We start from the raw sequence: 26,676 nt of genomic DNA, 5'->3' as shown, positions 1-26,676 counted from the left end.
TATCCGAGCGTCAAAACCGGCCGCCCCGCCCCGCGCAGCGCCCTTTCGTGCAACGGCGGGGCGGCCACGGGCGGGGCACCGCCTCCCTGACCGCCCCGCACGCCGCACGCAGACCCGCGGGCGGGGCGGAACAAAGCGCGCACCACCCCGCCCGTGCGCCTCCCGTACCCCGTACCCCGTACCCCGTACCCCGTACCCCGTACCGGGCGGGGCGGCAGCGTTCGGGCACCCGCCTGCCCGTTCCCCGTTCCCCGTTCCTCGTCCCCCCTTCTCCCCCTTGATCCAGCTCCACGGCGTCGCCAAGCGGTACGGCCCGACGGTCGCTCTCCACCCGACCGACCTTGCCGTCGGGCGGGGCGACGTGCTCGCGCTGCTGGGCACGAGCGGGAGCGGCAAGTCGACGCTGCTCCGCGCCGTGCTCCGCCTCGTCGTGCCGGACGCGGGGATGGTCGCGGTCGACGGCGTCGAGGTCACGGACGCGACGGCGCTGGAAGTCCGACGGCGGGCGGGCTACGTGATCCAGGGCGGCGGTCTGTTCCCGCACCTCACGGCGCGCGGCAACGCCGGCCTCCTGCCCCGGCACCTGGGGTGGAGCGACGCGCGCCTCGACGCGCGCCTCGCCGAGCTGGCCGAGCTCGCGCGGCTCGCGCCCGACACGCTCGGCCGCTTCCCCGCCGAACTCTCGGGCGGCCAGCGCCAACGCGTGGCCCTGCTCCGGGCGCTCGTCCTGAGCCCCGACGTGCTGCTCCTCGACGAGCCGCTCGGTGCGCTCGACCCGGTCACGCGCGACGGCCTCCAGCGCGACCTGGCCGGGATCGTCGCCGACCTCGGCACGACCGTCCTCCTGGTCACCCACGACCTCCGCGAAGCGGCCGTGCTCGCCGACCGCGTGGCCGTCATGGACGGCGGCCGGATCGTTCAGCGCGGGCGGCTGGAGGAGATCGCCGACGCCCCGGCGACGCCGTTCGTGGAGGCGTTCGTCGAGGCCCAACGCTACGCGCTCCCATGACGACCGCCCCGCCCCTACAACAACGTGCAGGGAGGTACAGGGGACTCGGTACGGGGTCCCCGCGCGCCGAGGTCAAATCGGGCCGTACCTCGTACTCGGTACCCCGTACCAACCCGAAGGGTGCTCTAGCACCCGCCGCCCCGCCCTCGCCGACCGGGACGGGCGGGGCGGCCGCCCCCCCCTGTTCCGCCGTCGGCCGCCTCCTGCGCCTCCTCCCCGCCCTCGTCCTCCTCGCGCTCGCCGGGCGGGGCGGGGCGGCTCAAACCGCCGGGGCGCAGACCGCCCCGCCCCCGGAGCGCGCGGGCGGGGCGGCGGCCGAGGTCGTCGTGGGGTCGAAGGTGTTCACCGAGAGCGTCGTGCTGGGCGAGATCGCCACGGACCTCGCCCGCGACGCCGGCGCCGAGGCGACGCACCGGCGCGAGATCGGCGGGACGCGCGTGGTCTGGGGGGCGCTCCTCCGCGGCGACGTCGACGCCTACCCCGAGTACACGGGCACGCTCGCCCAGGAGATCTTCGCCGACGAGGACGTGTCGACGCCCGAGGCGCTGCGGTCGGCCCTCGCGCGCGTGGGCGTCCGCGCGACGCCGCCCCTCGGGTTCAACAACACGTATGCGATTGGGATGACGGAGGCGCGGGCCGAGGCGCTGGGCATCGAGACGCTCTCGGACCTGCGCGCCCACCCCGCCCTCCGGTTCGGGTTCTCGAACGAGTTCCTGGACCGCGAGGACGGCTGGCCCGGGCTCCGGCGCGCCTACGGGCTGCCCCAGGCCGACGTGCGCGGGCTCGACCACGACCTCGCCTACCGCGCCCTCGCCGCCGGCGACCTCGACGCCGTCGACCTGTACTCGACCGACGCCGAGGTGCCGTACTACGGGCTCCGCGTGCTGGAGGACGACCGCGGCTTTTTCCCCCGCTACGACGCCGTCCTCCTCTACCGCGCCGACCTCGCCGAGCGCGCGCCGGCCGTCGTCGCCGCCTGGGGCCGGCTCGCCGGAGCGCTCACGGCCGACTCGGTGGCGGCCCTCAACGCCCGCGTCAAGATCGACGGCGAGACCGAGGCGGCCGTCGCGGCGGCGTTCGTGCGCGCCCGGTTCGGCGTCGACACCCAGGTCGAGACGGTCGGCCGGGCGGGGCGGGTCTGGCAGCGGACGAAGGAGCACCTCGCGCTCGTGGGCCTGTCGCTCGCGGCGGCCATCGTCGTGGCCATCCCGCTCGGGATTGCAGCGGCCAAGGTGCCGTGGCTGGAGGCGCCCGTGCTCGGCGTGGTCAGCGTGGCGTACACGATCCCGTCGCTGGCGCTCTTGGTGTTCATGCTGCCCGTGCTGGGCATCGGCGCGCCGCCGGCGCTCGCGGCGCTGTTCCTGTACAGCCTGCTCCCCATCGTCCGCAACACGCACGCCGGGCTCGTCGGCATCGCGCCGGAGCTGCGCGAGAGCGCGGCGGCGCTCGGCCTCCCCGCCCGCGTGCGCCTGCAGCGCGTCGAGCTGCCGCTCGCGGCGCCGTCGGTCTTGGCCGGCGTCCAGACGAGCGCCGTCATCAACGTGGGCACGGCCACGCTCGGCGCGCTCGTCGGCGCCGGCGGCTACGGCCAGCCCATCCTGACCGGCATCCGCCTCGACGACGTCGGGCTGATCCTGGAGGGGGCCGTGCCCGCGGCGGTCCTGGCGCTTGCGGTCCAGGGCCTGTTCAGCCTGGCGGGGCGGGTGGCGATCCCGCGCGGGCTGCGGCTGTAGCGGGCGGCCGCCCCGCCCGTGGCGAGGGCGGGGCGGGGTGGCGAGGGCACCCTCTGGGGACGCAGGGGGTACGAGGTACCGGGTACGAGGTACGGCCCGAGGCGGGATTCCCGGACCGCGTACCCCGTACTCTGTACCCCGTACCCTTCGCCCTAGGCGCCGAACTCGCGCGAAAGACGGTCGACGTGGGCGTCCCAAAGCGCCCGCGCGTCGGTGCTGAACAGGGCGACGAACCCGCAGTCGCCGCACACCTGGACGCGCGTGTCGGTCCGCTCCGTCTGCTTCAGCATCAGGGCGCTCGGGTTCCGGTGGAGGCCGAGCTGGAGCGTGCCCGTGCCCCCGCCCGAGTCCTTGGGGTAGAGGAAAGCATCGGGGATGACGGCGTCCGACCCGCAGTGCGCGCAGGTCGGCGTGATCGCGGGGTCCGTCTCGGGCATGGGCGGGGCGGCTCGGGAGCGCGGAGGATACGCCGCCCCGCCCGCCGGGCCACCCCGCCCGCCCTACAGGATCTCCGTACGGAACGTGTCGTCGGCGCGGACCGAGCGGACGAACGCTTCGAGCAGGCGGACCGTCGCCTCGACGTCGCCCAGGTCGACCGTCTCGACCGTCGAGTGCATGTAGCGCATGGGGATCGAGACGAGCGCGGCCGGGATGCCGGCCTTGGTCGTGAACACGACGTCGGTGTCGGTCCCCGAGTAGCGGCTGGACGACTCGTGCTGGAGCGCGATGCCCTCCTTCTCCGCCACCTCGACCAGGCGCGCCACGACGGCGGGGTGGTTCACCGTCCCGTGCGTGACGGTCGGGCCGCCGCCCAGCTTTACGTCGCCGTGTTTGGCCTTCTCGATGCCCGGCGAGTCCGTCGCGTGCGTCACGTCGAGGACCACGGCCACGTCGGGTGCGATGGCATAAGTCGCCATCTTGGCGCCGTTCCCGCCGATCTCCTCCTGGACCGCGTTGAGCGCGACGGTCGCGGCCTGGGGCCGGTCGCCGGTCTTCAGCGCCGCCAGCACCTGCGTGAGCACGAACCCACCCAGCCGGTTGTCCAGCGCCCGGCCCGTCACACGGCTCTCGGTGAGCAGCTCGGCCGCGTCGGCGTAGACGGCCGGGTGGCCCACGCGGAGGCCGAGGTCCGCGACCTCCTCGCGCGACGACGCGCCGACGTCGACGAACAGGTCCTCGATCTTCGGGGCCTTCTCGTCCTTCTCGCGGTCGCGGAGGTGGATGGCCGTGTTGCCGAGCACGCCGGCGACCGGCCCCTTCGACCCCAGGAACACGACGCGGCGCGCGCGTGCGATCGCGTGGTCCGACCCGCCGATCCGGTCGACGCGGAGGAAGCCCTCGTCGGTGACGTACTTGAGCGCGAAGCCGATCTCGTCGGCGTGGGCTTCGAGGAGCACGGTCGGGGCCGCGTCGTTGGCGCCCCGCTTCGTGGCCCACGCGCTGCCGTAGGCGTCGCTGTCGACGGCGTCGGCGAACTCGGCCGCGCGGGCGGCCCAGAGCCGCTGGCCCGGCGCCTCGAACCCGGTGGGCGAGGGCGTGCGGAGAAGGTCGAAGAGGAACGCGCGGTCGTCGTCGGAGATCGGCATGGGCGGGCGCAGGGGGGCGGGGTGGAGAGACGGAGAGGCTGGCTGCGGCCCGGGATCGGCGCCCGGGCGGCCGGGGTAGGTTCGCCCCGCCCGCCGCCGCCGTTCCTCGCATGGCCCGATTTGTCCCCCGCTTCGCCGTCCTCCTGGCCCTCGTGGCCGCCGCCGCCGGGTGCGCCCCGGCCCAGGCGCCCGCCGCCCCGCCCCGCTCGGATGGAGCGGCCCCGACGGCGGCGGGCGGGGCGGACCGCCTCGGCGCCGACGACCTGGGCGGGGCGGCGCTCCCGACGCGCCCGCTGGTCGTCATGAACCTGGCCGCCCACCCCGACGACGAGGACGGCCTCACGATGGCGTACTACCGCGGCAACCAGGACGCCGCCGTGTACTCGGTCGTGTTCACGCGCGGCGAGGGCGGCCAGAACGAGGCCGGGCCGGACCTCTACGAGCGGCTGGGCGCCATCCGCACGGCCGAGACCGAGCGGGCCGCGCGCATCCTGGGCACGCGCGTGACCTACCTCAACCGCTACGACTTCGGGTTCTCGAAGCACGCGGCCGAGGCGTTCGACGAGTGGAGCCGCCCCCGCACCGGATTCTGGGAGGAGCTCGCCCCGCGCCGCGGCGCCGACGCCGGGCGCGAGATGCTGGTGGCCGACCTCGTCCGCGTCGTCCGCCGCTACAAGCCCGACGTCCTGTTCACGAACCACGACACGTCGACGGCGTGGCCGGACGCGCAGCACGGGCACCACCAGGCCGTAGGGATCTCGGCGGCCGAGGCGTTCGACCGCGCCGCCGACCCGGCCTTCCACCCCGAGCAGCTCGCGGAGCCGGGCGTGGACCTGTGGCAGCCGCAGCGGCTGTTCGTCCGCGTCGGCGGGTTCCAGAGCGGGGCGCCCGAGCGGTACGACGTGGCCGTGCCCGTCGGCGACGCCTGCCGCGCGCTCCCCGACCGCCCCGCCGAGAGCTGCGCCGACCGGGCCGTCGCGGCGGCGGCCCAGCACGTGAGCCAGGGGTTCGACACGTTCGCCCCGCGGTTCCGCCGCGACACGACGTACTTCGCACTCCTGAAGGCGGCGCCCTCCGCCCCGCCCCTGCCGCCGGGCGCGACGGACCTCGCGGCCGGGCTCGGCCCAAACCCGGCGGCCCGCGACCTCGACCTCGCCACGCTCGTCGAGACCGGACGGCTGCCCGTCGTCACGGTCGAGAATGAGGGCCGCGTGGTCGTCGGGGACGACGTGACGCTGCCGGCGTACCGCGCGCAGTACGACCGGGCCACGGCCGCCCCGCCCGGGGCGTACCGCCTCGCGGAGGGCGGGGCGGGCGCGGTCGTCGACCGGACTGAGACCGCCCCGCCCGTCGTCGTCGACCTCGCGCCGGGGCCGGTGCGGCTGGAGCCCGGCCCGAACCCGGTGGCCGTGGCGCTCGCCGTCTACGACCGCTCGGTCGACCGCGTCCGCGTCCACGCGGCCGTCGAGGCGCCGGACTACGTCGACGCGGTCGCGACGGCGGCGCGGACGGTCCCGGCCTCGGCCGACACGGTCCGCCTGACGCTCGACGTGCCGGAGACGGTCGGGGCGGGACGGTACCGGCTCCGCGTCGTGGCCGACGCGGCGGACGTCGACGGGCTGGCGGCGGTGGAGCGCCCGGCGGCCGTGCTCCCCGACGTATCGGTCGCGCCCGGCCTCCGCGTCGGGTTCGTCCGGTCCTACGACGACGTGACCGAGAGCGCGCTCCGCGTGATGGGCGCCGACGTCGTCCCGCTCGACAGCGCGGCGCTCGCCCAGGGCGACTTCGACGGGCTCGACACGATCGTGCTCGACATCCGCGCGCTCCTCGTCCGCCCCGACCTCGCGGCGGCCCGCGACCGGCTGCTCGCGTGGGTCCGCGGGGGCGGGCACCTCGTCGTGGGCTACCACAAGTCGTTCGAGTGGAACGAGCCGGGGGCCGACGGCGGCCCCGGCGGGATCGCGCCCTACCCGCTCCACCTGGGCCGCGACCGCGTGACGGTCGAGGAGGCGCCCGTCGAGGTCCTCGCCCCGGACAACCGGCTTTTCCACGCGCCGCACGAGATCACCGCCGCCGACTGGGCGGGGTGGGTCCAGGAACGCGGCCTCTACTTCCCCGACGACTACGACGGCCGCTACCAGGAGCTCCTGGCCGTCGGCGACCCCGGCGAGGCACCGCTCCGCTCGGGTATCCTGTACGCCGAGGTCGGGGCGGGGACCTACGTCTACAGCCCGCTCGTGTGGTACCGCCAGCTGGACGCGCTCAACCCGGGCGCCTGGCGGCTCGTCGCCAACCTCGTTTCGCTCCCCCTCACGCGCGACCGCGTCGGGGGCTGACTACTGGCCGGGGAGCCACGGGCTGAGCGGCCCGTGCCCCATGACGTAGTGGAGCACGACGACGACGAACACGATGAGCACGACCAGCAGAACGGCGGGGATCACGCGCGAGAGCGTCCGCTCGCGGCGGGCGCGGCGGGCGAGGTAGGTGGGGACGTCTTCCTTCATCGGGCGAGCGAGGTCGCGGGGGAGCCCCAGCCGGGCGGGGCGGTCTCCGGCCCCGTATCGGCCGCCCCGCCCCGCGCCTAAACCGCCCCGCCCGTTTTTCTCCCTCGCCCCGCCGCCGCACCCCGCCCCATGACCGCCCTCCGCCCCCCCGCCCGCTACGACGACGCCCGCCTCGACGGGTACCGGCCGCAGACGGAGAGCCAGGCCGAGGCGCTCCAGAAGGCCCGCCAGTTCGTCCGGCTCGTCCGCGTGCGGGCGGGGCGGCCGTCGTGGCTCCGGCTGTTCCAGCGCGACGACGGGCTCCGCGGCGGGCTTTACCTCGTCGGCCCGGTGGGGACGGGCAAGACGCACCTGCTGGCGTCGATCTACCACGCGCTGTCGGCGCCCGAGCCGGCCGCGGGGGCGAACGGGCGGGGTGGAGCGGAGCCGGTGCCGTGCGCCTACACGCACTCGTCGGCCCTCTTCCGGGCGACCGAGCCGCCCGACGCCTACGCCGACCGGGTCGCGGCCGAGGCCCGCGTCCTGTGCCTCGACGAGGTCGAGCTGGACGACCCGGCCGGCGAGGTCCGCCTGATCGCCGTGCTCCGGGCGCTCCGCGAGCGGGGCGTGACGCTCGCGGCGACGTCGAACGCCGAGCCCGAGCGGTTCGTCTCGGGCCACCTGGGCCGCGACCGGCTCGAACGGTTCATCTCCGAGGAGTTCGAGCGCCAGTACCACGTCGTCTTCGTCGGCGGCGACGACTTCCGGCAGGGGCTGGAGAAGGAGGGCCGCGCGTGGGTCGGCGCGCCCGACGCGGCCCGGGCCGCCATGCGCCGGGCCTACGAGGCGGCGCCCGAGCCTAAGCGGTGGCTGGCGTTCGACGAGCTCCTCCGGCTCACGACCGAGGTCGAGCGCACGCGGCTCGCCGAGCGGCTGGCCCAGAGCGGTGCCCTGTTCCTCGACGGCATCGACGTGGCCGACACCGACGACGCGCTCCGCCTGCTCCGCGTGGCCGACGACCTCTACGGCCTGCCCGCCCCGCCCACGCTCTACTTCACGGCCGCCGCCCCGCCCGCCGAGTGGTTCGCCGCCGAGGGGCGGGGCGGCGTCGAGGCGGCCATCGCGGACAAGTTCGCGCGCACGACGAGCCGGCTGACGGCGCTGGCGGAGGTCGAGCGGGTGTAGGGGCGGCGAGCGGCGAGCGGCGAGCGGCGAGCGGCGAGCGGCGAGCGGCGAGCGGCGAGCGGCGAGCGGCGAGCGGAAGATGCGCCGCCCCGCCCTCACTGCACGGGCGGGGTGGTGCCGTAGGGGCGACTGGCGATCGCCCGTGGGCGGGGCGGAGCGCACCCCCCGCCGCACGCCCACCGCTCCGCTCAAGGGCGTACGGCTGTCCCCTTGTTCAAGGGGAACCGTTTGTGCGACGGAGGGGCGGCGAAGCGACAGCGCAGCGGCCGGAGCGCGAACGGGGCGTGTTCGGGCGGGGTGGCGCCGAGTGGCGTGACACGGGACGGGGCGGCGCCTTCTCCGACCGCCCCGCCCCCGGGGGCAGGTCGACGCGGGCGGGGCGGCGGTGGACGGGGCGGTCCTAGCGCGGTCTACACGGCGGGCGGCGACACCTGGACGGGGCGGCGCGCGTTGGGGGAAATCTCCGCTGCGGAAGCCTGTGCGCCCCGTCCTGTTCGCCCTCGCCCTCGCGGCCCTCGCCCCACGGGCCGAGGCCCAGCACCACCCCGCCCACGTGACCGTGCCCGTCGCGCCCGACGTGCTGGCCGAGCCGCTCGACGCCCTCACGTGGTCGTTCGCCGACGACGGCTCGGCGCTCCGGCTCGCCTGGGGACCGCTCGCCGCCGACTTCCCGCTCGCCCGCGCCGACCGATGACCGTACGCCTCCCCGCCCTCGTCACCCTCGCCCTGCTCCTGGCCGCCTGCGGCGGGCGCCCCGACCACCTCGCGCCCGAGGACGACCTCTCCGACGCCTCGTGGTCGCTCGTCGACCAGGACGCGGATGCGTTCGCGTTCCCGGACGACCTCGCCGGCCGCCCCGCCTACGTCACGGCCGTCTACACGCACTGCCCCGACGTGTGCCTCGCGACGATGCAGCAGACGAAGCGGGTCCGCGAGGCGCTCGGGGCCGACGCGGCGGCCGTCCGGTTCGTCACGCTCACGTTCGACCCCGAGCGCGACCGGCCCGCCGTGCTCCGCCAGTACGCCGACGTCTGGGACCTCAGCGACGACTGGACGCTCGCGACCGGCGACCCGGACGAGGTGGACCGCCTCATGGAGCGGCTTGGCGTCCGCGTCCGCGTCTCGCGGTCCGACACGCTGGAGTCGGGCGCCGTCGCCACGCTCCTGGACCACTCTGACCTCTCGCTGCTCCTCGACGCCGACGGCCGCGTGGTCGAGACGTACGGGGGGAGCGCCGCCCCGCCCGAGATGGTCGCCGAGGACGCCCGCGCGCTCCTATAAGGCTGGATCCCGACTCCACCCCGCCCATGCGTCCCGCCCCGCCCCTCGCTGTTCTCGCGTTCCTCGCCGCCGGCTGTGCCGACGCGCCCGAGCCAGCCGCCGCGCCGCCCGCTCCCCCCGCCCCGCCCGTGGCGGAGGCCGCGTCTCTCGCCGCGGCCGGCGCCTATGCCCGCGCGGCACCGGCGGGCGGGGTGAGCGCCGTGTTCTTCCGCCTCGAAAACGGGACGGCCACGCCCGACACACTCGTCGCCGCCCGGACCGACGCGGCCTCGCGCGTCCAGGTCCACGAGACGACCGAGAGCGCCGACGGACTCCGTGGGATGCGGGAGGCCGACCGCGTGGCGGTCCCGGCGGGCGGGGCGGTCGCGTTCGAGCCGGGCGGCCTCCACGTCATGCTCCTCGACCTCCGCCGCGGCCTCGCCGAAGGCGACACGGTCGACCTCGCCCTCGACTTTGCGGAGGGGCAAACGCTGGCGCTCCGCGTGCCCGTCCGCGGCCTCCAATAAGCGGCGGCGTGGGCGCCCCTCGCGCGGGCGGTGCCCGCGTAGGCCGCCCCGCCCAGGCGGCGGCAGTGCTGCGGAACCCGGGCGGGGCGGCGGACGAACACCCGCCCCGCCCGCCGGCAGGATCCTGATGTCACCCTGGATGTCGCTGTGGGCGGGGCGGTCCGCCCTCACCTCGCCCTTCGGGTCCGCCCTTTGGGTCCGCCCTCGCGTATGCCGTTCGTCCTCGCCGCCGGCGCCGTCCCCCCGTTCCTCGTCGAAGTGGTCGCCATCGTCATGGCGGCGGCGGTCGTGGCGTACGTGTCGCAGCGCCTGGGGCTGGTCCCGATCGTCGGGTTCCTGCTCGCGGGCGTCCTGATCGGGCCGAGCGGACTGCGGCTCGTGCGCGACCCCGAGCTCATCGACGCGGCGGCCGAGGTGGGCGTGCTGCTGCTCCTGTTCACGATCGGGATCGAGTTCTCGCTCGACAAGCTGGCCCGGATCAAGCGGCTCATCTTCGTCGGCGGCGGCGTGCAGGTCGGGCTCACGACGGCGCTCGTGGCCGGGCTGTGCCTGGCGTTCGGGGTCGGGTGGCGGCCGGCGGTGTTTACCGGCTTCCTCGTCGCGCTGTCGTCGACGGCGATCGTGACGAAGCTGCTGGGCGACCGCGGCGAGACGGGGACGGACGCGGGCCAGGGCGCCGTCGGGCTCCTCATCTTCCAGGACCTCGCCGTCATCCTCATGGTGCTCCTGGTGCCCGCGCTCGGCGGCGGCGACGTGACGGGCGGGGAGCTCGCGATCGCGCTGGGCACGGCCGCGGCCATCATCGTGTTCGTGCTCGTGGTGGCGCGGCGGCTGCTCCCGCCGCTCCTGGAGCACGTCGCGCGGACGTGCTCGCCCGAGCTGTTCCTCTTGACCATCATCGCCATCTGCTTTGGGACGGCCTACGCGGTCGGGCTGGCCGGCGTGTCGATCTCGCTCGGGGCGTTCCTGGCCGGCCTCGTGGTCAGCCAGAGCCGGTTCTCGGAGCACGCGCTGTCGGAGATCCTCCCGCTCCAGATCCTGTTCTCGGCCACGTTCTTCGTGTCGGTCGGGCTGCTCCTCGACGTGGGCTTTTTCGTGCGGAACCTGGGCCTGGTGCTGGGCGCGCTCGTCGCGGTCGTCGCCATCAAGCTGCTGACGACGTTCGTGGCCGTCCGCGTGGTCGGGCGGGCGACGCCGGTCGCGGCGGCGTCGGCGCTGTGGCTGGCGCAGGTGGGCGAGTTCTCGTTCGTGCTCGAGCGGTCGGGCCGCGAGGTCGGGCTGACGCCGCTCGGGATGGACGGCGTGGGCGCCCCGCTCTTTATCGCCGCCACCGTCGTGTCGATGGCGCTCACGCCCCTGGCCGCGCCGTGGGCGGGGCGGCTGGCGGGGCGGCTCCGCGAGCGGGGGGCGGGGCGGGACGCGGCCGCCACCCCGCCCCCGGACCCCGAGGCGTTCGCGGACCTGGAGAACCACGTGATCGTGGCCGGCTACGGCGCCGCCGCGCGCCGGCTCGTCCACGTCCTCGACGGCTCGGGCATCCCGTTCGCCATCGTGACGCTGTCGCCGGACGGCGCGCGCGAGGCCGAGGCCGAGGGCCGCCGCGTGCTCCGCGGCGACTACGCCAAGCGGCACATCCTGGGGACCGTCGGGCTGGACCGCGCCAAGATGATGGTCGTGCCCGACGACACGCCGGGCATGACGCACCGCGTGGTCTCGGTGGCCCGCGCGCTCTCGCCCACCGTCCGCATCGTCGCCACGGCGACGACGATGGAGGAGGCCGAGGAGTTGGTCGAGGCCGGCGCCGACCGGGCGATCGCGACCGACCTGGAGGCCGTGCTCGGTCTGTTCGACGACGTCCTGCGGCGCTACCAGGTCGAGCCGGCCGAGATCCTCCGCCACGAGGAGGCGCTCCGGCGCGGGAGCTACCAGGCGTTCGACGGCGGCGTCATGGACCGCCCCTCCGTCCGCTGCGAGCTCGACGACGACTGCTTCTCGACGCGGACGGTCACGATCCGCGAGGGCGCCGCCGCGGCGGGGAAGACGCTGGCGGACCTCGACCTCGACCGCCGGCTCCTCCACGCCGTCCAGATCGACCGCGCGGGCGAGACGCTCCGCGAGCCGGGCGGGGCGGCCGCGCTCGCGCCGGGCGACGTGGTCCTCTTCGGCGGCACGCCGCAGGCGTTCGTCGACGCCGCCGACCTGTTCCGCACGTCCGACGCCTCGGCGCCCGCCCCGCCCGACCTCCCCGCCATGCCCGCGCAGACTGCCCCGTGGATCGACACCTCCGCGCCCGTCCACCTCGACGCGGACCCCGACGCCGGGTGCACGCACCTCGACCATGTCCACGACGTGACGCCGGGCACGCAGGGCTGCCAGGAGTGCCTGGAGGCCGGCGACCGCTGGGTCCACCTCCGCGTGTGCATGGAGTGCGGGCACGTCGGGTGCTGCGACTCGTCGCCGAACAAGCACGCGACAGAGCACTACCACGCGACGGGGCACCCGGTCGCGCGGTCCATCGAGCCCAGCGAGACGTGGGGCTGGTGCTACGAGGACGAGGTCATGCTGTAGCGCCGCCCGTCTCTGGAGTGGCGGGCGGGGCGGGGGCTTCGCTCGTGGCCTGGGGCCGGTCGAAGAGCATCCCGGGCCGGTCCCGAGACAGTTCGAGGAGACGGCGAGCGGGGCCACGGGGCGTCCGTCGCCCTTGCTCCCAGTTGCGGATCGTCCCGACGCTCACGTCGAGGTAAGCCGCGAATCTGTCCTGCGAGAGCCCGAGCCCCTCGCGGATCGCTCGCACGTCGAGCTCCCGGTGCACCTCCTCGAACGCCGGGCTTCGGCGGAGCGCCGTGAGGTCGAGCCGACTCGACGCCCGCGCCACCTCGACCTCGGCAAGGCGGCCGTCGCCGGTGTAGTGCAGGACGACGTCGGGGTCCGACGTGTCTTCCGCCCCGCCCGCGTCGTACGGGACCGGGACGAGAGACACGACGACCATGTCCGTCTCGGGATCAAAGAGGACTCGCATCGGGCTTAGGGGCGGTGGGCGTTCGTGCACTTCCGGTCGGGCATCGCGTTCATCACCGTCTCGCCGTCAGACTCGACGACCACGCGCAGGCACTTGTCGATCTCGGCGACCCACCCCCAGATGCGGACCCGTCCGTCATGCTGCACGCTCTGGTCGATCTCGTGACGGAGAGCCGTCAGAACGTGGTCTACCGAGAGGCCGTGGTCGCTGACCGGCGGAGACAGTACGCGGTAAACGTCATCGGGGGTAGGCCTCGTCTCGAAGGTACGTCATTGACGTGGTAGCGGACAGTTGGCTCACCCACCCCGCCCGCACAGCCCCGCCCACGCAGAGGGGCGGGGCGGCTCGGAGGCCGTTAACCCTGTGGGCCGACGTGCCGATACCCGAGAGCGCCGCCCCGCCCGCGTCCGCCCCGCCCTCGCAGGCGGGGTGCCGGGGGCTCCCCCACAGGCCGCCGCGCCGCCGCCCTGCACGCCGTCGGAGAGGCCGTGAACACCATGGGGGGCGGGGCGGAGACGCACCAATCTTCACCCGTCCGGCGTGTGAGGGGGGCGACCTTCAATCCTAGGCAAACCTCCGCACGTGCCCCCTACCGACCTCCTCAGCGTCAGCGCCGCGGCCGACCTCCTCGGCGTCCACGTCGACACCGTCCGGCGGTGGACGGGCGAGGGCAAGCTGCCCGAGGCGCGGACGCCCGGCGGCCACCGCCGCATCCCGCGCGAGGCCGTCGACCGCCTCCGGGGCGGGGCGGACGGCGCAGACCGCGCGGGCGGGGCGGCGCTCCCGGACGCCGGCGACGCGGCCGACCAGACGTGGGCGCAGCACGCCATCGTCCACACGCGGCACGAGGCGCAGACGCGGCCGCGCGGGGCGTGGAGCGACGCCCTCACGGACGCCGACCGCGAGCAGAGCCGCGAGAACGGGACGCGCCTCATGGGGCTCCTCCTCCGCCACATCGCCGGCACCGACGACGAGGCCGGGCTGTGGGACGAGGTCGGGCGCCTGTCGCACGTCTACGCCGGCCAGATGCGGGAGCGCGGGCTGAGCCAGGGCGAGGCGCTCCGGGCCACGCTCTTCTTCCGCGACGCCCTCACCGAGTCGACCGCCTACTACCCGCACCTCGACGAGCGCCCGGTGGGCGCGCAGGTGGCCCTGCTGCGGAAGGTGAACGAGTTCATGAACGAGGTCCAGCTCGCGATCGCCGCGGCGTACGAGGCCGCCCCGCCCCTGCCCGCCACCCCGCCCGTATCGGGTCCGCTCGCATGACGCCCGAAGCGACCATTGTCCGGCTCGGCCTCGACGGCGACGCGGCGCCCGTGGGCGACCGCGAGGCGTGGGCGCTCGACGCCGACGATACCCTGGCGCTCTACGCCGCCGCGCGCCGCGACGGACTGGGCGCGTGCCTCGTCTCGACGTGCTTCCGCGTCGAGCTGCTCCTGGCCGATCACCGCCCCGCCCCCGAGCTGCTGGCGTGGGGCCGCGCGCGGCTGGCCGAGGCCCGGCCCGCCGCCCCGCTCGGCGCGTTCGCCGAGAGCCAGGGCGACGACGCGCTCCGCCACCTCGTCCGCGTGGCCGCCGGGCTCGAGTCGGCCGTGTTGGGCGAGGCGCAGATTCTGGGCCAGGTGCGCCGCGCGCGCGCCGAGGCCGAGGCCGCCGGCGTGCTCTCGCCACCGCTCCGGGCCGCGTTCGGCGCCGCCGTCCGCGCCGGCCAGTGGATCCGGCGGATGACCGACCTGGGGCGCGGCGCGGCCTCGACGGCGACCGCCGCCGTCCGCCTCGCGCAGGCCGAGCGGGGCGGGGTGCGGCGCCGGAACGTGGTCGTGTTCGGGGGCGGCCAGATCGGTCGGCTCCTGCTCAAGGTGCTCCCGTCGGCGCGGCCGGCGTCGGTCACGCTCGTCTCGGCGCACGCGCCGGAGCACGCCGGCTTCCGCGTGGTCCGCCCCGCCCACATCGCGTCCGTGCTCCCCGACGCCGACGTCGTGTTCACGGCGACCGACGGGACGGCCTTCGACGTCGACGCCGCCCGGGCGGGGTGGGCCGACGGGCGCGCGCGGACGGTCGTGGACCTGGGCCTGCCGCGGAACGTCGAGGCCGAGGTCGGCGCGCTCCCCGGCGTCGCGCTCTACGACATCGACGCGCTCGGGGCCGTCGTCGACGCCGGGCTCCGGGCGCGCGAGGCGGCCGTGCCGCAGGCCGAGGCGCTCGTCGAGGAGACGCTCGACGCGCTCCGCACCGAGCTCGACGCGCTCCGCCGCGAGGCGCTCGTGGCCGACGTCCGCCGCCGGGCCGAGCGGGTCCGCCGCGAGACGCTGGACTACGTGTGCGGCAAGTGCTCCGACCGCACATGCGAGTCCACCACCGGCCCGGCCCGGTGCAGCGACCCCGACCTCCTCACGCGCACGCTCACGACGCGGCTGTTCCACGACCTCTCGGCCGGCCTCCGCGACCGTCCGTCCAGCCTCGACGAAAGCGCCCTCCGCCGCCTGTTCGCGCTCGACGCCGATGACTAGCCCCGAGCCGACGCCCCGCCCCGCCCCGCCCACGGTCCTCCGCCTCGGCACGCGCACGTCGCGGCTGGCGACGTGGCAGGCCGATCACGTCGCCGCCGAGTTGGAGGCGGCGTGGCCTGGGCTCGTCGTGGAGAAGGTGCCGTTCGTGACCGAGGGCGACAAGGTGCTCGACAAGCCGCTCCCCGAGATCGGCGGCAAGGGCTTGTTCACGGTCGAGCTCGAAGCCGCGCTGGGGGCGGGGCGGATCGACCTCGCCGTCCACTCGCTCAAGGACCTGCCGACCGACGACCCGCCCGGCCTCACGGTCGGCGCGACGACCCGGCGCGAGGACCCGCGCGACGCCTGGATCTGCCCCGCCGGGGGCGGGGTGGACGACCTGCCGCCGGGCGCGACCGTCGGCACGAGCAGCCTCCGCCGCGGCTCGCAGCTCCTGCGCCGGCGGCCCGACCTCGTGATCCGGTCGATCCGCGGGAACGTCGAGACGCGCATCCGCAAGGTGAAGGAGGGTGGTTACCACGCCGGCGTCCTCGCCCTGGCCGGGCTCTCGCGCCTGGAGATCGAGGGCGAGGCGGCCTCGATCCTCGACCTCGACACGATGCTCCCGGCGCCGGGCCAGGCCGCGCTCGGCGTCCAGGTGCGGGCCGACGACGACGCCGTCCGCCGCCTCGTCGGCGCCCTCGATCACGCCGAGACGCGGGCCGCCGTCACGGCCGAGCGTCAGTTTCTGGCGAGCCTCGGCGGCGGGTGCAGCGCGCCGATCGCCGCCTACGGCACGGTCGAAAACGGCCGGCTCCACCTCCGCGGCCGCGTCGTGTCGCTGGACGGCGCCCGGACCGTCGAGGTCGAGGCCGAGGCGCCGTTCGACCCGCACCACCCCGCCCGGGCGGGGCGGGAGGTCGGCGAGGCCGCCGCGCAAGACGCGCTCGCCCAGGGCGCCGCCGCCGTGCTCGCCGAGGCGAGCGCGTGAGCCGCGCGCCGCTCCAGGGCCGCCGCGTCGTCGTGACGCGCGCCGAGGATCAGGCGGGCACGCTCGTCGACGGCCTCCGCGAGCGGGGCGCCGAGCCGCTCCTCGTCCCCGCCCTCCGCTTTCTGCCGCCGCCCCGCCCCGACCTGTTGGCCGAGGCGGCGCGCGGCTTGGGCGGACCCGACACGGGCGGGGCGGCGTGGGTCGTGTTCACGAGCGCCGTCGGCGTCCGCTTCGGGTGGGCCGCCGTGCGGGAGGCGGGCGGGCTGCCGGCGGGCATCCGCGTGGCGGCGATTGGTTCGGGCACGGCCGAGGCGCTGGAGGCCGCCGGCTCGCCGGTCGACTTCGTCCCGCGCGAGGCGCTCGGCGACGTGCTGATCGAGGAGCTACCTCTTGCGGAGGGCGACCGCGTGGTCCTCCTCCGCTCCGACATCGGCCGCGAAGCGATCGCGACCGGCCTGGCCGCGCGCGGCGCGGTCGTCGAGGACGTGACGGCCTACCGCACAGTCTCCGAGGCCGACCCCGCGGCCGCCGCCGCCGCGCTCGCCCAGACACCCGACGCCATCACGTTCACGTCGCCGTCGACCGTCCGCGGCTTCCTGGGCGCCCTCACCGCCCCGCCCGAAAGCCCCGCCCCGCCCGAGCGCCCGCTCGACCTGGGCGGGGCGGCGCTCGTGGCGATTGGCCCCGTCACCGCCGAGGCGCTGGCGCCGTTCGGGCTGGAGGCCGACGCCGTCGCCGACCCGCACACGGTGAGCGGCTTGCTCGACACGCTCGTCCGCCTGTTCTCCTGACCGCCCCGCCCGCTGCGGGCGGGGCGGCCGAGCGGGCCGCCCGCCGCCTCTTGCCCATCACTCGTCACCCCTCACCCATCGCCCTCATGCCCCGCCCCGACCGCCCGATGCGCCTCCGCCGGACGTCCGCGCTCCGCGGGCTCGTCCGCGAGACGCGCCTGTCGCCGGCCGACCTCGTGCTGCCCCTGTTCGTGAAGGACGGGGACGGGCTCCGCGACGAGATCACGTCCATGCCCGGCGTCTACCAGCTCTCCGTCGACGAGGCCGTACGCGAGGCCGCGCGGGCGGGGCGGCTCGGCGTCTCGGGCGTGCTCCTGTTCGGGATCCCCCAGCACAAGGACGCCGAGGGCTCGGCGGCGACGGCGGATGACGAGGCCGTGCAGCGGGCCGTGCGCGCGATCAAGGCTGAGGTGCCGGACCTGGCGGTCGTCACCGACGTGTGCCTCTGCGAGTACACCGACCACGGGCACTGCGGCTTCCTAGGCACCGACGGCGCGCTGGAGTTGGAGTCGTCGCTCCCGCAGCACGTGGCCGCCGCCGTGAGCCACGCCCGCGCCGGGGCCGACCTCGTCGCGCCGTCGTCGATGATCGACGGGGTCGTGGGCGCCATCCGCGACGGGCTGGACGCGGCCGGGTTCGGGCACGTCGGCATCTTCAGCTACGCCGTCAAGTACGCGAGCGCGTTCTACGGCCCGTTCCGCGACGCCGCCGACAGCGCGCCCGTCTTCGGCGACCGCCGCGGCCACCAGATGGACCCGGCGAACGCGCGCGAGGCGCTCCGCGAGGCGGCCCTCGACGTCGACGAGGGGGCCGACCTGCTCATGGTGAAGCCGGCGCTGTCGTACCTCGACGTGATCTGGCGCGTCCGCGAGGCGTTCCCGGACCGGCCGCTCGGGGCCTACCACGTCTCGGGCGAGTACGCCATGCTCAAGGCGGCCGCCGAGCGGGGCTGGATCGACGAGCGCCGCGCGGCGCTCGAAGCGCTGACGTCGATCAAGCGCGCCGGCGCCGACATCGTCATCACGTACTACGCGACCGAGGCGGCCGAGTGGCTGTCCGAGGGCGGACCCAAAGGGTGAGGCGGGGTGAGGCGGCGCGAGGGCGGGGCGGCGGCCGAGGAGCCCCGCCCTAGGTGACCTCGACGTACTCGACATGCGCGCTCGGAGCCGGCACCGGGTCCCCGTCCTCGCGCATCCCTTCCAAGTGGAACGCGATGGCCTCGCGGATCAGCCCGCGCACCTCCGACTCGGTCTCCCCCACGGCGACGCACCCGGGCAAGTCAGGGACGTACGCTCCGACGCTGCTCTCGCCCCGCTCGATAACGACTGCGTACGGCATGGCTATTTCAGTCCGGCTTGTTTCAGGATGCTGCTCAAGGTGCCTGGTGGGAGGTCGAGGCTGGGCTTCCCCGCCACAGTTACCGTTCCTGGCTTCTCCGCGTGCTTGAACTGACGGTGGCTCCCTTTCGTGCGACCTGCACCCACCCGTCGCTCTCGATCTGCCGGATGACGTCGCGCACCTTCATGCGCTCAACCTACGCCGCCCCGCCCGCGCGACGGGGGCGGGGCGGCTCCGCCAACCGTCCGTGAACCCCGCCCCGCCCGCGATCCCCGCCGCCCCGCCCGCGTAGGCCCCGACAGAACCTTTCACCTCTAGCTGAAAGAACATGGCCCTCGACATCCAGCGCGCCGAGCCCGAGACGACCGAGCGGGGCGGCCTGAGCCTCGCCGAACGCGGCAAGACGCCCGACGGCGCCCCGCAGTCGCTCGACCGCCGCCTCTACGTCCAGCTCCTCGCCTACACCGGCTGCTCCGACCCCACCGCGCTCGCCGAGCAGGCCGACAAGCTGGGCGTGGGCGGGGTGGTGTACCAGGGCGCGCAGGACCCGCGAGGCGTCGCCGTCGTCACGTTCCACGAGGACCCGGCGTTCTTCGTCGAGGACGGCCGCGCGCTCCACACGAGCGCCCCGTTCCGCGACCTCACGCCCCGCCCCGCCCTCACCATGTTCGGGCGGACGTACTCGATCGGCTACGAGACCGACCTCGACGACACGCTCGTCGCCCGGCCCGTGCGCACGATGACGAACCGGGACTGGCCGTGGGCCGTGTGGTACCCGCTCCGGCGGTCGGGCCGGTTCGAGCGCGAGTCGCGCGAGGAGCAGCGCCGGATGCTCATGGAGCACGGCGGGATCGGGCGGGCCTTCGGCGAGAGCGACCTCGCCCACGACGTCCGCCTCGCGTGCCACGGGCTCGACCCCAACGACAACGACTTCGTCGCCGGCTTGGTGGGGAAGGACCTCCACCCGCTCTCGGCCGTCGTCCAGCGGATGCGGGCCACGCGCCAGACGTCCGAGTTCATCGACCGCCTCGGCCCGTTCTTCGTCGGCCGCGCCGTCTGGCAGAGCGCCGGGCCGTTCGAGTGGGCGCTGAGCCACCAAGCCGCCGGCCACTAACCGGCTCCGCCGGGGTACGGGGTACAGGGTACCCGGTACGACCGGCTCTCGCACTTGTACCCCGCACCAGGTACCCCGTACCTCACCGAATGTCCCGATTCCTCGACGCCCTCGCGGGCAAACCCGTCGACGCCACACCCGTGTGGTTTATGCGCCAGGCGGGGCGGTACCTGCCCGAGTACCGCGAGGTCCGCAAAGACCGCGACTTCCTGACGATGGTGAAGACGCCCGAGATCGCGGCCGAGATCACGCTCCAGCCGATCCGCCGGTTCGACCTCGACGCCGCCGTCATCTACTCGGACCTCCTCCCGCCGCTCCAGACGATGGGGCTGGGGCTCCACTTCGAGAAGGGCGTCGGGCCGGTGATCGAGAACCCGATCAACACGACGAAGGACGTCGACCTGCTGGCCACCCCGCCCGCGAGCGAGACGCTGATGTACACGCCCGAGGCGATCAAGCTGGTCAAGGCCGAGTTGGAGCCCAAGGGGATTCCCGTCCTCGGCTTTGCCGGCGCCCCGTTCACGCTCGCGGCCTACGCCATCGAGGGCGGGGGGAGCAAGAAGTACGAGAAGACGCGCGTGTTCATGTACCGCGAGCCCGCCGCGTGGCGGCGCCTCATGGAGAAGCTCGTGACCGTCGCCGGCAGCTTCCTGACGGAGCAGGCCAAGGCCGGCGCCGACGCGCTCCAGGTGTTCGACAGCTGGGCCGGCGCGCTCTCGCGCTACGACTACGAGCGCTACGCGGCGCCGTACACGAAGCAGCTCATCGAGATCGCCCAGAAGACCGGCAAGCCGGTCGTCCACTTTACGACGGGGACGGCCGGGCACCTCGACGCCGTGGCCGCGGCCGGCGGCGACGCCATCGGCGTGGACTCCGGCCCGACCCTCACGGAGGCGTCCGAGCGCGTCGGCGGGAAGCCGCTCCAGGGCAACCTCGACCCGTACCTCCTGCAGGCCCCGTGGCGCGAGCTGAAGGCGCAGGCCGACCGCGTGCTCGCCGAGGCGCCGGCCACGGGCCACGTGTTTAACACGGGCCACGGGCTCGTCCCCGCCACCCCGCCCGACGCCGTCGCGCGGCTCACCGACTACGTCCACGAGGTCACGGCGCGCTGAGCCGGATGCGTGATGAGTGACACGCGGCTCTCCACGAGCACCCTCACGCATCACTCGTCACGTATCGAGCCGCCCCGCTCGTACCTCGTACCCTCTCCCCCACCCCGCCCATGCCCAGCACAGACAAACCGATCGGCGTCCTCTTCATGGCCTACGGCGGGCCGGAGTCGCTCGACGAGATCCCCGGCTACCTCTCCGACATCCGCCACGGACGGCCGACGACGACGGCGGTCCTGGACGAGATCACGAACAACTACCGCATGATCGGCGGCAAGTCGCCCATCATGGGGCTGACGAAGGAGCAGATCGCCGGCGCGATGGCCCACCTCAACCGCGAAGCGGACGGCGACGCCAACCCGCCCGGCGAGCCCGAGCGGTTCAAAGCCTACCTCGGCATGCGCCACTGGGCGCCGTGGATCGAGGAGACGGTGGGTCAGATGCTGGACGACGGCATCGAGCGGGCTGTCGCCATCGTGCTCGCCCCGCACTTTTCGTCCATGTCGATCGCGAAGTACCAGGCCAAGGTCAAGGCCGGGCTCGAGCTGTACCGCGGCGACCTGGACGTGGCCTACGTCGACGCCTACTTCGACGCTGACCTTTTGATTGAGGCGTTCGCGGCGCGCGTCCGTGAGGGGATCGAGCAGTTCCCCGAGGACGAGCGCGACGACGTGCACGTGGTCCTCAGCGCGCACAGCCTGCCCGTCCGCATCCTCAAGATGGGCGACCCGTACCAGGACCAGCTCTGGACGACGGCCCGGCTCATCGCCGAGCGCGCCGGGCTCCGCGAGGACCAGTGGAGCTGGAGCTACCAGTCTGAGGGCCGGAGCCCGGAGCCGTGGCTCGGCCCGCAGCTGGAGGACCACGTCCCGGCGCTCCAGGACGAGCGCGGCGTGGACAAGGTCGTGAGCCTGGCCATCGGGTTCGTGTCGGACCACGTCGAGATCCTGTTCGACATCGACATCGAGGCGCAGAAGGCGGCCAAGGAGCGCGGGATGACGCTCGTCCGCCCGCCGTCCTTGAACGACGACCCCCGCTTTACGCGCCTCCTCGCCGAGCTCGTCGAGGGCCGCGCGGCCAAGGCGGGGTGGATCGAGTCCGACGTCCGCGCGGCGTCGGCCGGCGAGCCCTCGATGCCGATGCCGGAGGGCACGGCGATGCCCGCGTAGCCGCCCCGCCCTCGAGCCCCACCCCGCCCGAAGCGCTCTCCCCCCGCCCACGCCGCCATCGCTTCGCTCCGTACGGCACGGGCTGTCCCCCTCACGCGTGAGGGGACAGCCTGAGCGCCCGCTGAGCGGCGGCCTTGCCGCCGTAACGGGCGCGCAGACGGGGGGAGCGAATCGACCGCCCCACCCCGCCCATGCCCACCGACCGCCCCGTCCGCACTGACGTGCTCGTCCTCGGGGGCGGGGTGGCCGGGCTCGTCGGCGCCCTCCGGCTCGTGGAGGGCGGGCGGAGCGTGCGCCTGCTCGAAGCGTCCGACCGCCTGGGCGGGGTGGTGCGGACCGTCCGCCGCGACGGCTTGGCTTCGCCGTCTGCTGCGCAGTTCGAGGCCGACGTTGGGCCGGACGTGTTCGTCGCGCGCAAGCCGGCGGCGCCCGCGCTCTGCGCGCACCTGGACGTCGAGACGGCGACGCCGCGGGGCGGCGCGCTTATCCAGAGAAACGGACGGCTCCACCCCCTGCCGGCGGGTCTGAGCGGGCTCGTACCCGGGCAGCTCCGGCCGCTCCTGACTACGCCCGCGCTCGGGCTCGGCGCCCGGCTCCGCGCCGCCTTCGAGCCGCTCGTCCGCGCCCGCGCTGGCGACGAGGACGAGAGCCTGGAAGACTTCGCCGTCCGCCGCTTTGGGCGGGGCGCGTGGGAGGGGCTCGTCGAGCCGCTGCTCGGCGGCCTCTACGGCGCCGACGCCGGGCCGATCTCGCTGCGCGCGACGCTCCCCCACCTCCACGAGCGCGAGCGGTCCGGCGCGCTCCTCCGCCTCCGGGGCGGGACGGTGGCGAACGTGGGCGGCGCCTCGCCCTTCCAGCGCCCTGTCGGCGGCATGGACCGGCTGACGAGCGCGCTCGAGGCCGCCCTCCGCGCGGGCGGGGCGGAGGTCGAGACCAACACCGCCGTCACCGCCGTCCTCCCCGCCCCGCCCAACGCCGGCGCGCCCGGGCGGGGCGGCTACGCCGTCACGTGCGCGGACGGGACCGAGCGCGAGGCCGCCGCCCTCCTCGTCGCCCTCCCCGCCCCGGCCGCCGCGCGCGTGCTGGAGCCCCTTGACGCTGCGCTCGCCGCCCCGCTCGCGGGCGTCCCGATGGGGAGCGCGGCCGTCGCGATTGTCGGGTTCCAGACGGCCGACGCGCCGCGCGTGCCCGACGTCTCCGGGTGGCTCGTGCCACGGTCAGAGGGCGGGGCGGTGCAGGCCGTCACGATGCTATCTAGAAAACACGCCGGGACCGCCCCGCCCGGCCACGACCTCGCCCGCGTCTTTTTCCGCCCCGACGCGCTCGACCGGGACGACGACGCGCTTCTGGACGCCGCGCGCCGGCACCTCGCGCGCGTCGTCGGGTTGGAGGGCGAGCCCGTGCTCCAGTTCGTCCACCGCTGGCGGTCCGTCTCGCCGCGGTACACGATGGGCCACCCCGCCCGCCTCGCCGCCGCGCGGGCCGCGGCCGCTCGCCACCCCGCCCTCGCCCTCGCCGGCGCCGCGCTCGGCGGCGTCGGGCTCCCCGACGTGATCGCGGGCGCCCAGTCCGCCGCCGACTCCCTGCTCTCTCCCCCCCTCCGATGACTGACACCGTGTCGACCGCCCGTTCCGAAGACCTGTTTGCCGAGGCCCAGGGCCTCATGCCCGGCGGCGTCTCCTCGCCCGTCCGCGCGTTCAAGTCGGTCAGCGGCGTGCCCCGGTTTATCGAGCGGGGCGAGGGGCCGTACCTCGTCGACGTGGACGGGAACCGCTACATCGACTACGTGCTCTCGTTCGGCCCGCTCCTCCTGGGGCACGCGCCCGACGCCGTCACGCAGGCGATTACGGAGCAGGCGGCGAAGGGCACGAGCTACGGCGCGCCGAGCCCGCTCGAAGTCCGCCTCGCGCACCAGATCCAGGACCGTTACCCGTCGATGGAGCGGCTCCGGTTCGTGAACTCGGGGACCGAGGGCGCCATGAGCGCCGTCCGCGCCGCGCGCGCGTTCACGGGCCGCAACAAGGTCGTCAAGTTCGACGGCCACTACCACGGCCACGCCGATCTCCTGCTCGCGAAGGCCGGGAGCGGGGTGGCGACGCTCGGGCTGCCGGACTCGCCCGGCGTCCCGGCCGCCGTGACCGCCGATACGCTCGTGATCCCGTTCAACGACGAGGCCGCCGTTCGCGAGGTGTTTGAGCGCGAGGGCAGCGAGATCGCGGCGCTCCTCGTCGAGCCCATCGCCGGCAACATGGGGCTCGTCCGCCCGCGCGACGGGTACTTGCAGATGCTCCGCGAGGTAACGGAGACGCACGGGGCGCTGCTCGTCTTCGACGAGGTGATGGTTGGGTTCCGCGTGCACCCGGGCGGGGCGCAGGCGCTCTACGACGTCACCCCGGACCTGACGGTCTTGGGCAAAGTCATTGGCGGCGGCCTCCCTGTCGGCGCCTACGGCGGCCGCGCCGACGTCATGAAGCTCGTGGCCCCGGACGGCCCCGTCTATCAGGCCGGCACGCTCTCGGGCAACCCGCTCGCGATGGCCGCCGGCCTCGCGCTCTTGGGCGAGGTCGACGCGACGGGCGCGTGGGAGGCGGCCGCCGAGGCGGCCCGCACGACGGCCGAAGCCGTCCAGAGCGCCGCCGACGCCGCCGGCGTCCCCGTCGTGACGGACGCCGTCGGGACCATGTTCGGGTTCTTCTTCAACGACCGCTCGCTGTTCTCCTTCGAGGACGTCCAGACGAGCGACAAGGCCGCGTTCTCGCGCCTCCACGGCCTGCTCCTGGAGCGCCGCGTCTACCTCCCGCCGTCGCCGTTCGAGGCGTGCTTCACGTCGAGCGCCCACACGCCGGACGTGGTCGAGACGGCGGCGGAGGCCTTCCAGTCCGCGTTCGCGGCGCTGTGAGCGGGTAATGGGACGTCGCCCACCCCGCCCGCCGTCGTGAGGGCGGGGTGGGCCGTGCCTCCTCACCACCTCCCGCTCGTCACGCCCCGCCCGAGCGCCGCCAGGACGAGGGCGGGGTGGTCGGTGAACAGGCCGTCCACGCCGGCCGCCACGAGCGCGCGGACCTCGGCGGCGACGTCGCCGAGCGCGGCCGGGTCGCTAGAGGAGCGGAGCGGGGCGGGGAGGAAAGCGTTCTCGGCGCGGACGGTCCACACGTGGACGGCGAGGCCGGCGGCGTGCGCGTCGGCGACGAGCGGCGTGGGCGCGAGGCGGTCGCCCAGAACGAACGCCTTGGCCACGCCGACGGCGTCGGCGTACTGCGCCACCCCGCCCAGACCCTCCGGCGTCATCATCTCGTCGTAGCCGAGGGCGGGGCGGTCGGCCGGCGCTCCGCCCGGGTGCGCGAGCTGGACGAGCCGGAGGTTCGTCAGCCCATCCAGACGCTCCAGGCTGCCGACCTCGAACGACTGGATCCACACGGGGTCCTCAGCCGACGTGTAGCCGGCGGCGTGGAGCGCGGCGACGAGCGGCTCTTCGAGCGGCAGCCCGAGCGCGCGGGCGTGCGCCGGGTGCTTGGTCTCGGGGTAGAGCCCGACCGGGCGGCCCCGAGCCTCGCCCATCTCCTGCGCGAGCGCGATGACCTCGTTCAGCGTCGGCACCCCGAATCGTCCGTCGTAGGCCGCGCTGGCGGGGCGGAGGGCGGGGAGGCGCTCAACGGCCCGGAGCGTCTTGAGCTCGGCGAGGGTAAAGTCCTCGGTGAACCACCCCGCCCGCTCCTCACCATCGATGGTCTTGGTCGTGCGGCGGCCGGCGAACTCGGGACGCGAGGCGACGTCGGTCGTTTCCGAAATCTCGTTTTCGTGGCGGGCGACGAGCACGCCGTCGCGCGTGATGACGAGGTCGGGCTCGATCACGTTGGCGCCCTGCTCGATGGCGAGGCGGTAGGCGGCGAGCGTGTGCTCGGGGCGGTCGCCGCTCGCGCCCCGGTGGGCGATGACGAGGACCGGAGGCCGCGGAGCGACCGAGTCGGGCGGGGAGGGCACGCAGGCGAAGAGCAGGAGGAGGGCGGCGGGCGTAGCGGAGCGGGGCGGGGTGGCGGAGGGAAGGTTCACATGCCCCCACCCCGCCCGGTTACGCGACCGTCAACTCTCCGCGCCGCCCCACGCCCGCAACCAGGGGACCAGTTGGGATTCCACGGAAGCCACAACGCGCTCCGCGTCCACGACGCCAGCCTGGGCCTCGGGAGCACTCACGTCGGGGAGGTCATCGGGGTACCGAGCGTCGACGGCGAACTCGGTGAGCGCGGTCAGGTCGGCGTCTACGTCGCACACGCCCCACGCTTCGGGAACGAGCGCCACGAGCCGGTCCAAGTCGTGGACGAACGGGAAGGGGATCTGGAGGGCGATCAGGACGGCTTTGATCGCCTTCTCCGCCGCCTGCTGAGCGAGCCACGCCGCGTGCCGGGGCGGGACAGAAGACGTTCCCGTGAGGGCGCGGGCGGTGGCAAGATCCTCCTGTGCGTAGCGGAGCCACCTCGAGGCCTCGCGGAGGGTCTCCGCGCTCACCGGGCCACCCCGCCCCCGGGCCGCTCGTACACCGTGCGCCCCTCGCGGAGCGCCTCGTGGAGCACGGTCCCGACCACCCCGCCCCTCCGGCCGATCTCCTCCGGCGTCGTCACGACAACGTCCTTGGCCACGTCCAGGTCTACGAGCGCCCGCCGGGCGGCCAGCCGCAGAGCCCGCCGGTCGTCCGCGTGGGCGAGGACGACGAGGAGGTCGAGGTCGCTCCCCGGCCTGGCCTCCCCCCGCGCGACGGACCCGAACACGGCCACGCGGAGCGGGTCGAGCGTCCGTACGAGACGCCTCACGGCGTCCTGGACGTGGGCGTCGGTCGGCGCGGCGAGGGGGTCCGGTGTCTCCATCGGGTCAAGATAGACGA

The 26,676-nt window shown here is 75.0% G+C and carries 27 protein-coding genes and 1 pseudogene; 18 read left to right on the top strand and 10 right to left on the bottom strand.

Features of this window, described 5'->3' with window-relative positions; genetic code table 11:
- Positions 1-277: 277 nt before the first annotated feature.
- A complete protein-coding gene (locus tag RM540_RS13260; protein WP_311664883.1) occupies positions 278-1,009 on the top strand; it encodes an ATP-binding cassette domain-containing protein in 732 nt (243 codons plus the stop codon).
- Positions 1,006-2,742 (top strand): ABC transporter permease/substrate-binding protein, encoded by a 1,737-nt coding sequence (locus tag RM540_RS13255; RefSeq protein WP_311664880.1) that lies wholly within the window; start codon positions 1,006-1,008, stop codon positions 2,740-2,742. The genes RM540_RS13260 and RM540_RS13255 overlap by 4 nt, the downstream gene beginning before the upstream one ends.
- A gap of 152 nt (positions 2,743-2,894) precedes the next feature.
- Here RM540_RS13255 and RM540_RS13250 read toward each other — a convergent pair whose 3' ends face one another.
- Complete coding sequence (locus RM540_RS13250; RefSeq protein WP_311664878.1) at positions 2,895-3,179, bottom strand: hypothetical protein; 285 nt, start codon at positions 3,177-3,179, stop codon at positions 2,895-2,897.
- Positions 3,180-3,242: 63 nt separating this feature from the next.
- Positions 3,243-4,328 carry a zinc-binding metallopeptidase family protein gene (locus RM540_RS13245; protein ID WP_311664876.1) on the bottom strand — a complete coding sequence of 362 codons (1,086 nt, stop codon included), beginning with the start codon at positions 4,326-4,328 and terminating at the stop codon, positions 3,243-3,245.
- Positions 4,329-4,438: 110 nt separating this feature from the next.
- Here RM540_RS13245 and RM540_RS13240 point away from each other — a divergent pair, with 110 nt between their 5' ends.
- Entirely contained in the window at positions 4,439-6,664 is a 2,226-nt protein-coding gene (locus RM540_RS13240) for a PIG-L family deacetylase (protein ID WP_311664874.1), read from the top strand.
- Here RM540_RS13240 and RM540_RS13235 read toward each other — a convergent pair whose 3' ends face one another.
- Positions 6,665-6,832 carry a hypothetical protein gene (locus tag RM540_RS13235; RefSeq protein WP_311664872.1) on the bottom strand — a complete coding sequence of 56 codons (168 nt, stop codon included), beginning with the start codon at positions 6,830-6,832 and terminating at the stop codon, positions 6,665-6,667.
- Between the two features lie 129 nt (positions 6,833-6,961).
- Here RM540_RS13235 and zapE point away from each other — a divergent pair, with 129 nt between their 5' ends.
- From zapE to RM540_RS13210, 5 genes are all read left to right on the top strand, one after another.
- Positions 6,962-7,996, top strand: a complete 1,035-nt coding sequence (gene zapE, locus RM540_RS13230) for an AFG1/ZapE family ATPase (RefSeq protein ID WP_311664870.1) — start codon at positions 6,962-6,964, stop codon at positions 7,994-7,996.
- 478 nt (positions 7,997-8,474) lie between these two features.
- The gene (locus RM540_RS13225; RefSeq protein ID WP_311664868.1) at positions 8,475-8,690 is read left to right on the top strand and encodes a hypothetical protein; all 216 of its coding nucleotides are present in this window, start codon (positions 8,475-8,477) and stop codon (positions 8,688-8,690) included.
- Positions 8,687-9,277 carry an SCO family protein gene (locus RM540_RS13220; protein ID WP_311664866.1) on the top strand — a complete coding sequence of 197 codons (591 nt, stop codon included), beginning with the start codon at positions 8,687-8,689 and terminating at the stop codon, positions 9,275-9,277. The genes RM540_RS13225 and RM540_RS13220 overlap by 4 nt, the downstream gene beginning before the upstream one ends.
- Before the next feature lie 26 nt (positions 9,278-9,303).
- Positions 9,304-9,783: a copper chaperone PCu(A)C gene (locus RM540_RS13215; RefSeq protein WP_311664864.1), complete on the top strand. Its 480-nt coding sequence runs from the start codon at positions 9,304-9,306 to the stop codon at positions 9,781-9,783.
- A gap of 210 nt (positions 9,784-9,993) precedes the next feature.
- Positions 9,994-12,351, top strand: a complete 2,358-nt coding sequence (locus RM540_RS13210; protein WP_311664862.1) for a cation:proton antiporter domain-containing protein — start codon at positions 9,994-9,996, stop codon at positions 12,349-12,351.
- Here RM540_RS13210 and RM540_RS16520 read toward each other — a convergent pair.
- Together RM540_RS16520 and RM540_RS13200 are read right to left on the bottom strand one after the other, a co-directional pair.
- Complete coding sequence (locus tag RM540_RS16520; protein WP_311664861.1) at positions 12,341-12,802, bottom strand: helix-turn-helix domain-containing protein; 462 nt, start codon at positions 12,800-12,802, stop codon at positions 12,341-12,343. The two genes, RM540_RS13210 and RM540_RS16520, sit on opposite strands and share 11 nt — an antisense overlap.
- A 5-nt stretch (positions 12,803-12,807) precedes the next feature.
- Positions 12,808-12,948 (bottom strand): hypothetical protein, encoded by a 141-nt coding sequence (locus tag RM540_RS13200; RefSeq protein WP_311664860.1) that lies wholly within the window; start codon positions 12,946-12,948, stop codon positions 12,808-12,810.
- Between the two features lie 436 nt (positions 12,949-13,384).
- Between RM540_RS13200 and RM540_RS13195 the strand changes: the two genes are divergently transcribed.
- The 5 genes from RM540_RS13195 to hemB all read left to right on the top strand — a co-directional run bounded on the left by RM540_RS13195 (position 13,385) and on the right by hemB (position 18,149).
- Positions 13,385-14,068: a MerR family transcriptional regulator gene (locus tag RM540_RS13195; protein ID WP_311664859.1), complete on the top strand. Its 684-nt coding sequence runs from the start codon at positions 13,385-13,387 to the stop codon at positions 14,066-14,068.
- Positions 14,065-15,312, top strand: a complete 1,248-nt coding sequence (locus RM540_RS13190) for an NAD(P)-dependent oxidoreductase (RefSeq protein ID WP_311664857.1) — start codon at positions 14,065-14,067, stop codon at positions 15,310-15,312. Before RM540_RS13195 ends, RM540_RS13190 begins: the two co-directional genes overlap by 4 nt.
- The gene (gene hemC / locus RM540_RS13185) at positions 15,305-16,279 is read left to right on the top strand and encodes a hydroxymethylbilane synthase (protein WP_311664855.1); all 975 of its coding nucleotides are present in this window, start codon (positions 15,305-15,307) and stop codon (positions 16,277-16,279) included. The genes RM540_RS13190 and hemC overlap by 8 nt, the downstream gene beginning before the upstream one ends.
- The gene (locus RM540_RS13180; protein ID WP_311664853.1) at positions 16,276-17,070 is read left to right on the top strand and encodes a uroporphyrinogen-III synthase; all 795 of its coding nucleotides are present in this window, start codon (positions 16,276-16,278) and stop codon (positions 17,068-17,070) included. Before hemC ends, RM540_RS13180 begins: the two co-directional genes overlap by 4 nt.
- An 86-nt stretch (positions 17,071-17,156) precedes the next feature.
- Positions 17,157-18,149 (top strand): porphobilinogen synthase, encoded by a 993-nt coding sequence (gene hemB / locus RM540_RS13175; RefSeq protein ID WP_311664851.1) that lies wholly within the window; start codon positions 17,157-17,159, stop codon positions 18,147-18,149.
- A 49-nt stretch (positions 18,150-18,198) separates the two neighbouring features.
- On the opposite strand, the gene RM540_RS13170 is transcribed toward hemB, so the two are convergent.
- Positions 18,199-18,408 (bottom strand): type II toxin-antitoxin system HicB family antitoxin, encoded by a 210-nt coding sequence (locus tag RM540_RS13170; RefSeq protein WP_311664849.1) that lies wholly within the window; start codon positions 18,406-18,408, stop codon positions 18,199-18,201.
- 2 nt (positions 18,409-18,410) lie between these two features.
- A pseudogene (locus RM540_RS16430) lies at positions 18,411-18,595 on the bottom strand (type II toxin-antitoxin system HicA family toxin).
- A 141-nt stretch (positions 18,596-18,736) separates the two neighbouring features.
- On the opposite strand from RM540_RS16430, the gene RM540_RS13165 reads away from it, so the two are divergent.
- The 5 genes from RM540_RS13165 to hemL all read left to right on the top strand — a co-directional run bounded on the left by RM540_RS13165 (position 18,737) and on the right by hemL (position 24,699).
- Entirely contained in the window at positions 18,737-19,522 is a 786-nt protein-coding gene (locus tag RM540_RS13165) for a chlorite dismutase family protein (RefSeq protein ID WP_311664847.1), read from the top strand.
- Positions 19,523-19,611: 89 nt separating this feature from the next.
- A complete protein-coding gene (hemE, locus tag RM540_RS13160; RefSeq protein WP_311664845.1) occupies positions 19,612-20,634 on the top strand; it encodes a uroporphyrinogen decarboxylase in 1,023 nt (340 codons plus the stop codon).
- Between the two features lie 110 nt (positions 20,635-20,744).
- Complete coding sequence (gene hemH, locus RM540_RS13155; RefSeq protein ID WP_311664843.1) at positions 20,745-21,800, top strand: ferrochelatase; 1,056 nt, start codon at positions 20,745-20,747, stop codon at positions 21,798-21,800.
- 191 nt (positions 21,801-21,991) lie between these two features.
- Positions 21,992-23,407, top strand: a complete 1,416-nt coding sequence (gene hemG / locus RM540_RS13150) for a protoporphyrinogen oxidase (protein WP_311664841.1) — start codon at positions 21,992-21,994, stop codon at positions 23,405-23,407.
- Complete coding sequence (hemL, locus tag RM540_RS13145; protein WP_311664839.1) at positions 23,404-24,699, top strand: glutamate-1-semialdehyde 2,1-aminomutase; 1,296 nt, start codon at positions 23,404-23,406, stop codon at positions 24,697-24,699. The genes hemG and hemL overlap by 4 nt, the downstream gene beginning before the upstream one ends.
- Before the next feature lie 62 nt (positions 24,700-24,761).
- Here the strand turns inward: hemL and RM540_RS13140 are convergent, their stop codons facing one another.
- The 3 genes from RM540_RS13140 to RM540_RS13130 all read right to left on the bottom strand — a co-directional run bounded on the left by RM540_RS13140 (position 24,762) and on the right by RM540_RS13130 (position 26,659).
- Positions 24,762-25,781 carry a glycerophosphodiester phosphodiesterase gene (locus RM540_RS13140; protein WP_311664837.1) on the bottom strand — a complete coding sequence of 340 codons (1,020 nt, stop codon included), beginning with the start codon at positions 25,779-25,781 and terminating at the stop codon, positions 24,762-24,764.
- 99 nt (positions 25,782-25,880) lie between these two features.
- On the bottom strand, positions 25,881-26,303 hold the full coding sequence (locus RM540_RS13135) for a HEPN domain-containing protein (RefSeq protein WP_311664835.1): 423 nt from the start codon (positions 26,301-26,303) through the stop codon (positions 25,881-25,883).
- Positions 26,300-26,659, bottom strand: coding sequence for a nucleotidyltransferase domain-containing protein (locus RM540_RS13130; RefSeq protein WP_311664833.1), 360 nt, complete (start codon positions 26,657-26,659; stop codon positions 26,300-26,302). The genes RM540_RS13135 and RM540_RS13130 overlap by 4 nt, the downstream gene beginning before the upstream one ends.
- Positions 26,660-26,676 lie beyond the last annotated feature (17 nt).

Origin of the sequence: Rubrivirga litoralis (assembly GCF_031846415.1) — a bacterium.
GTDB lineage: Bacteria > Bacteroidota > Rhodothermia > Rhodothermales > Rubricoccaceae > Rubrivirga > Rubrivirga litoralis.
This window is presented reverse-complemented; position numbering and strand designations above follow the sequence as displayed.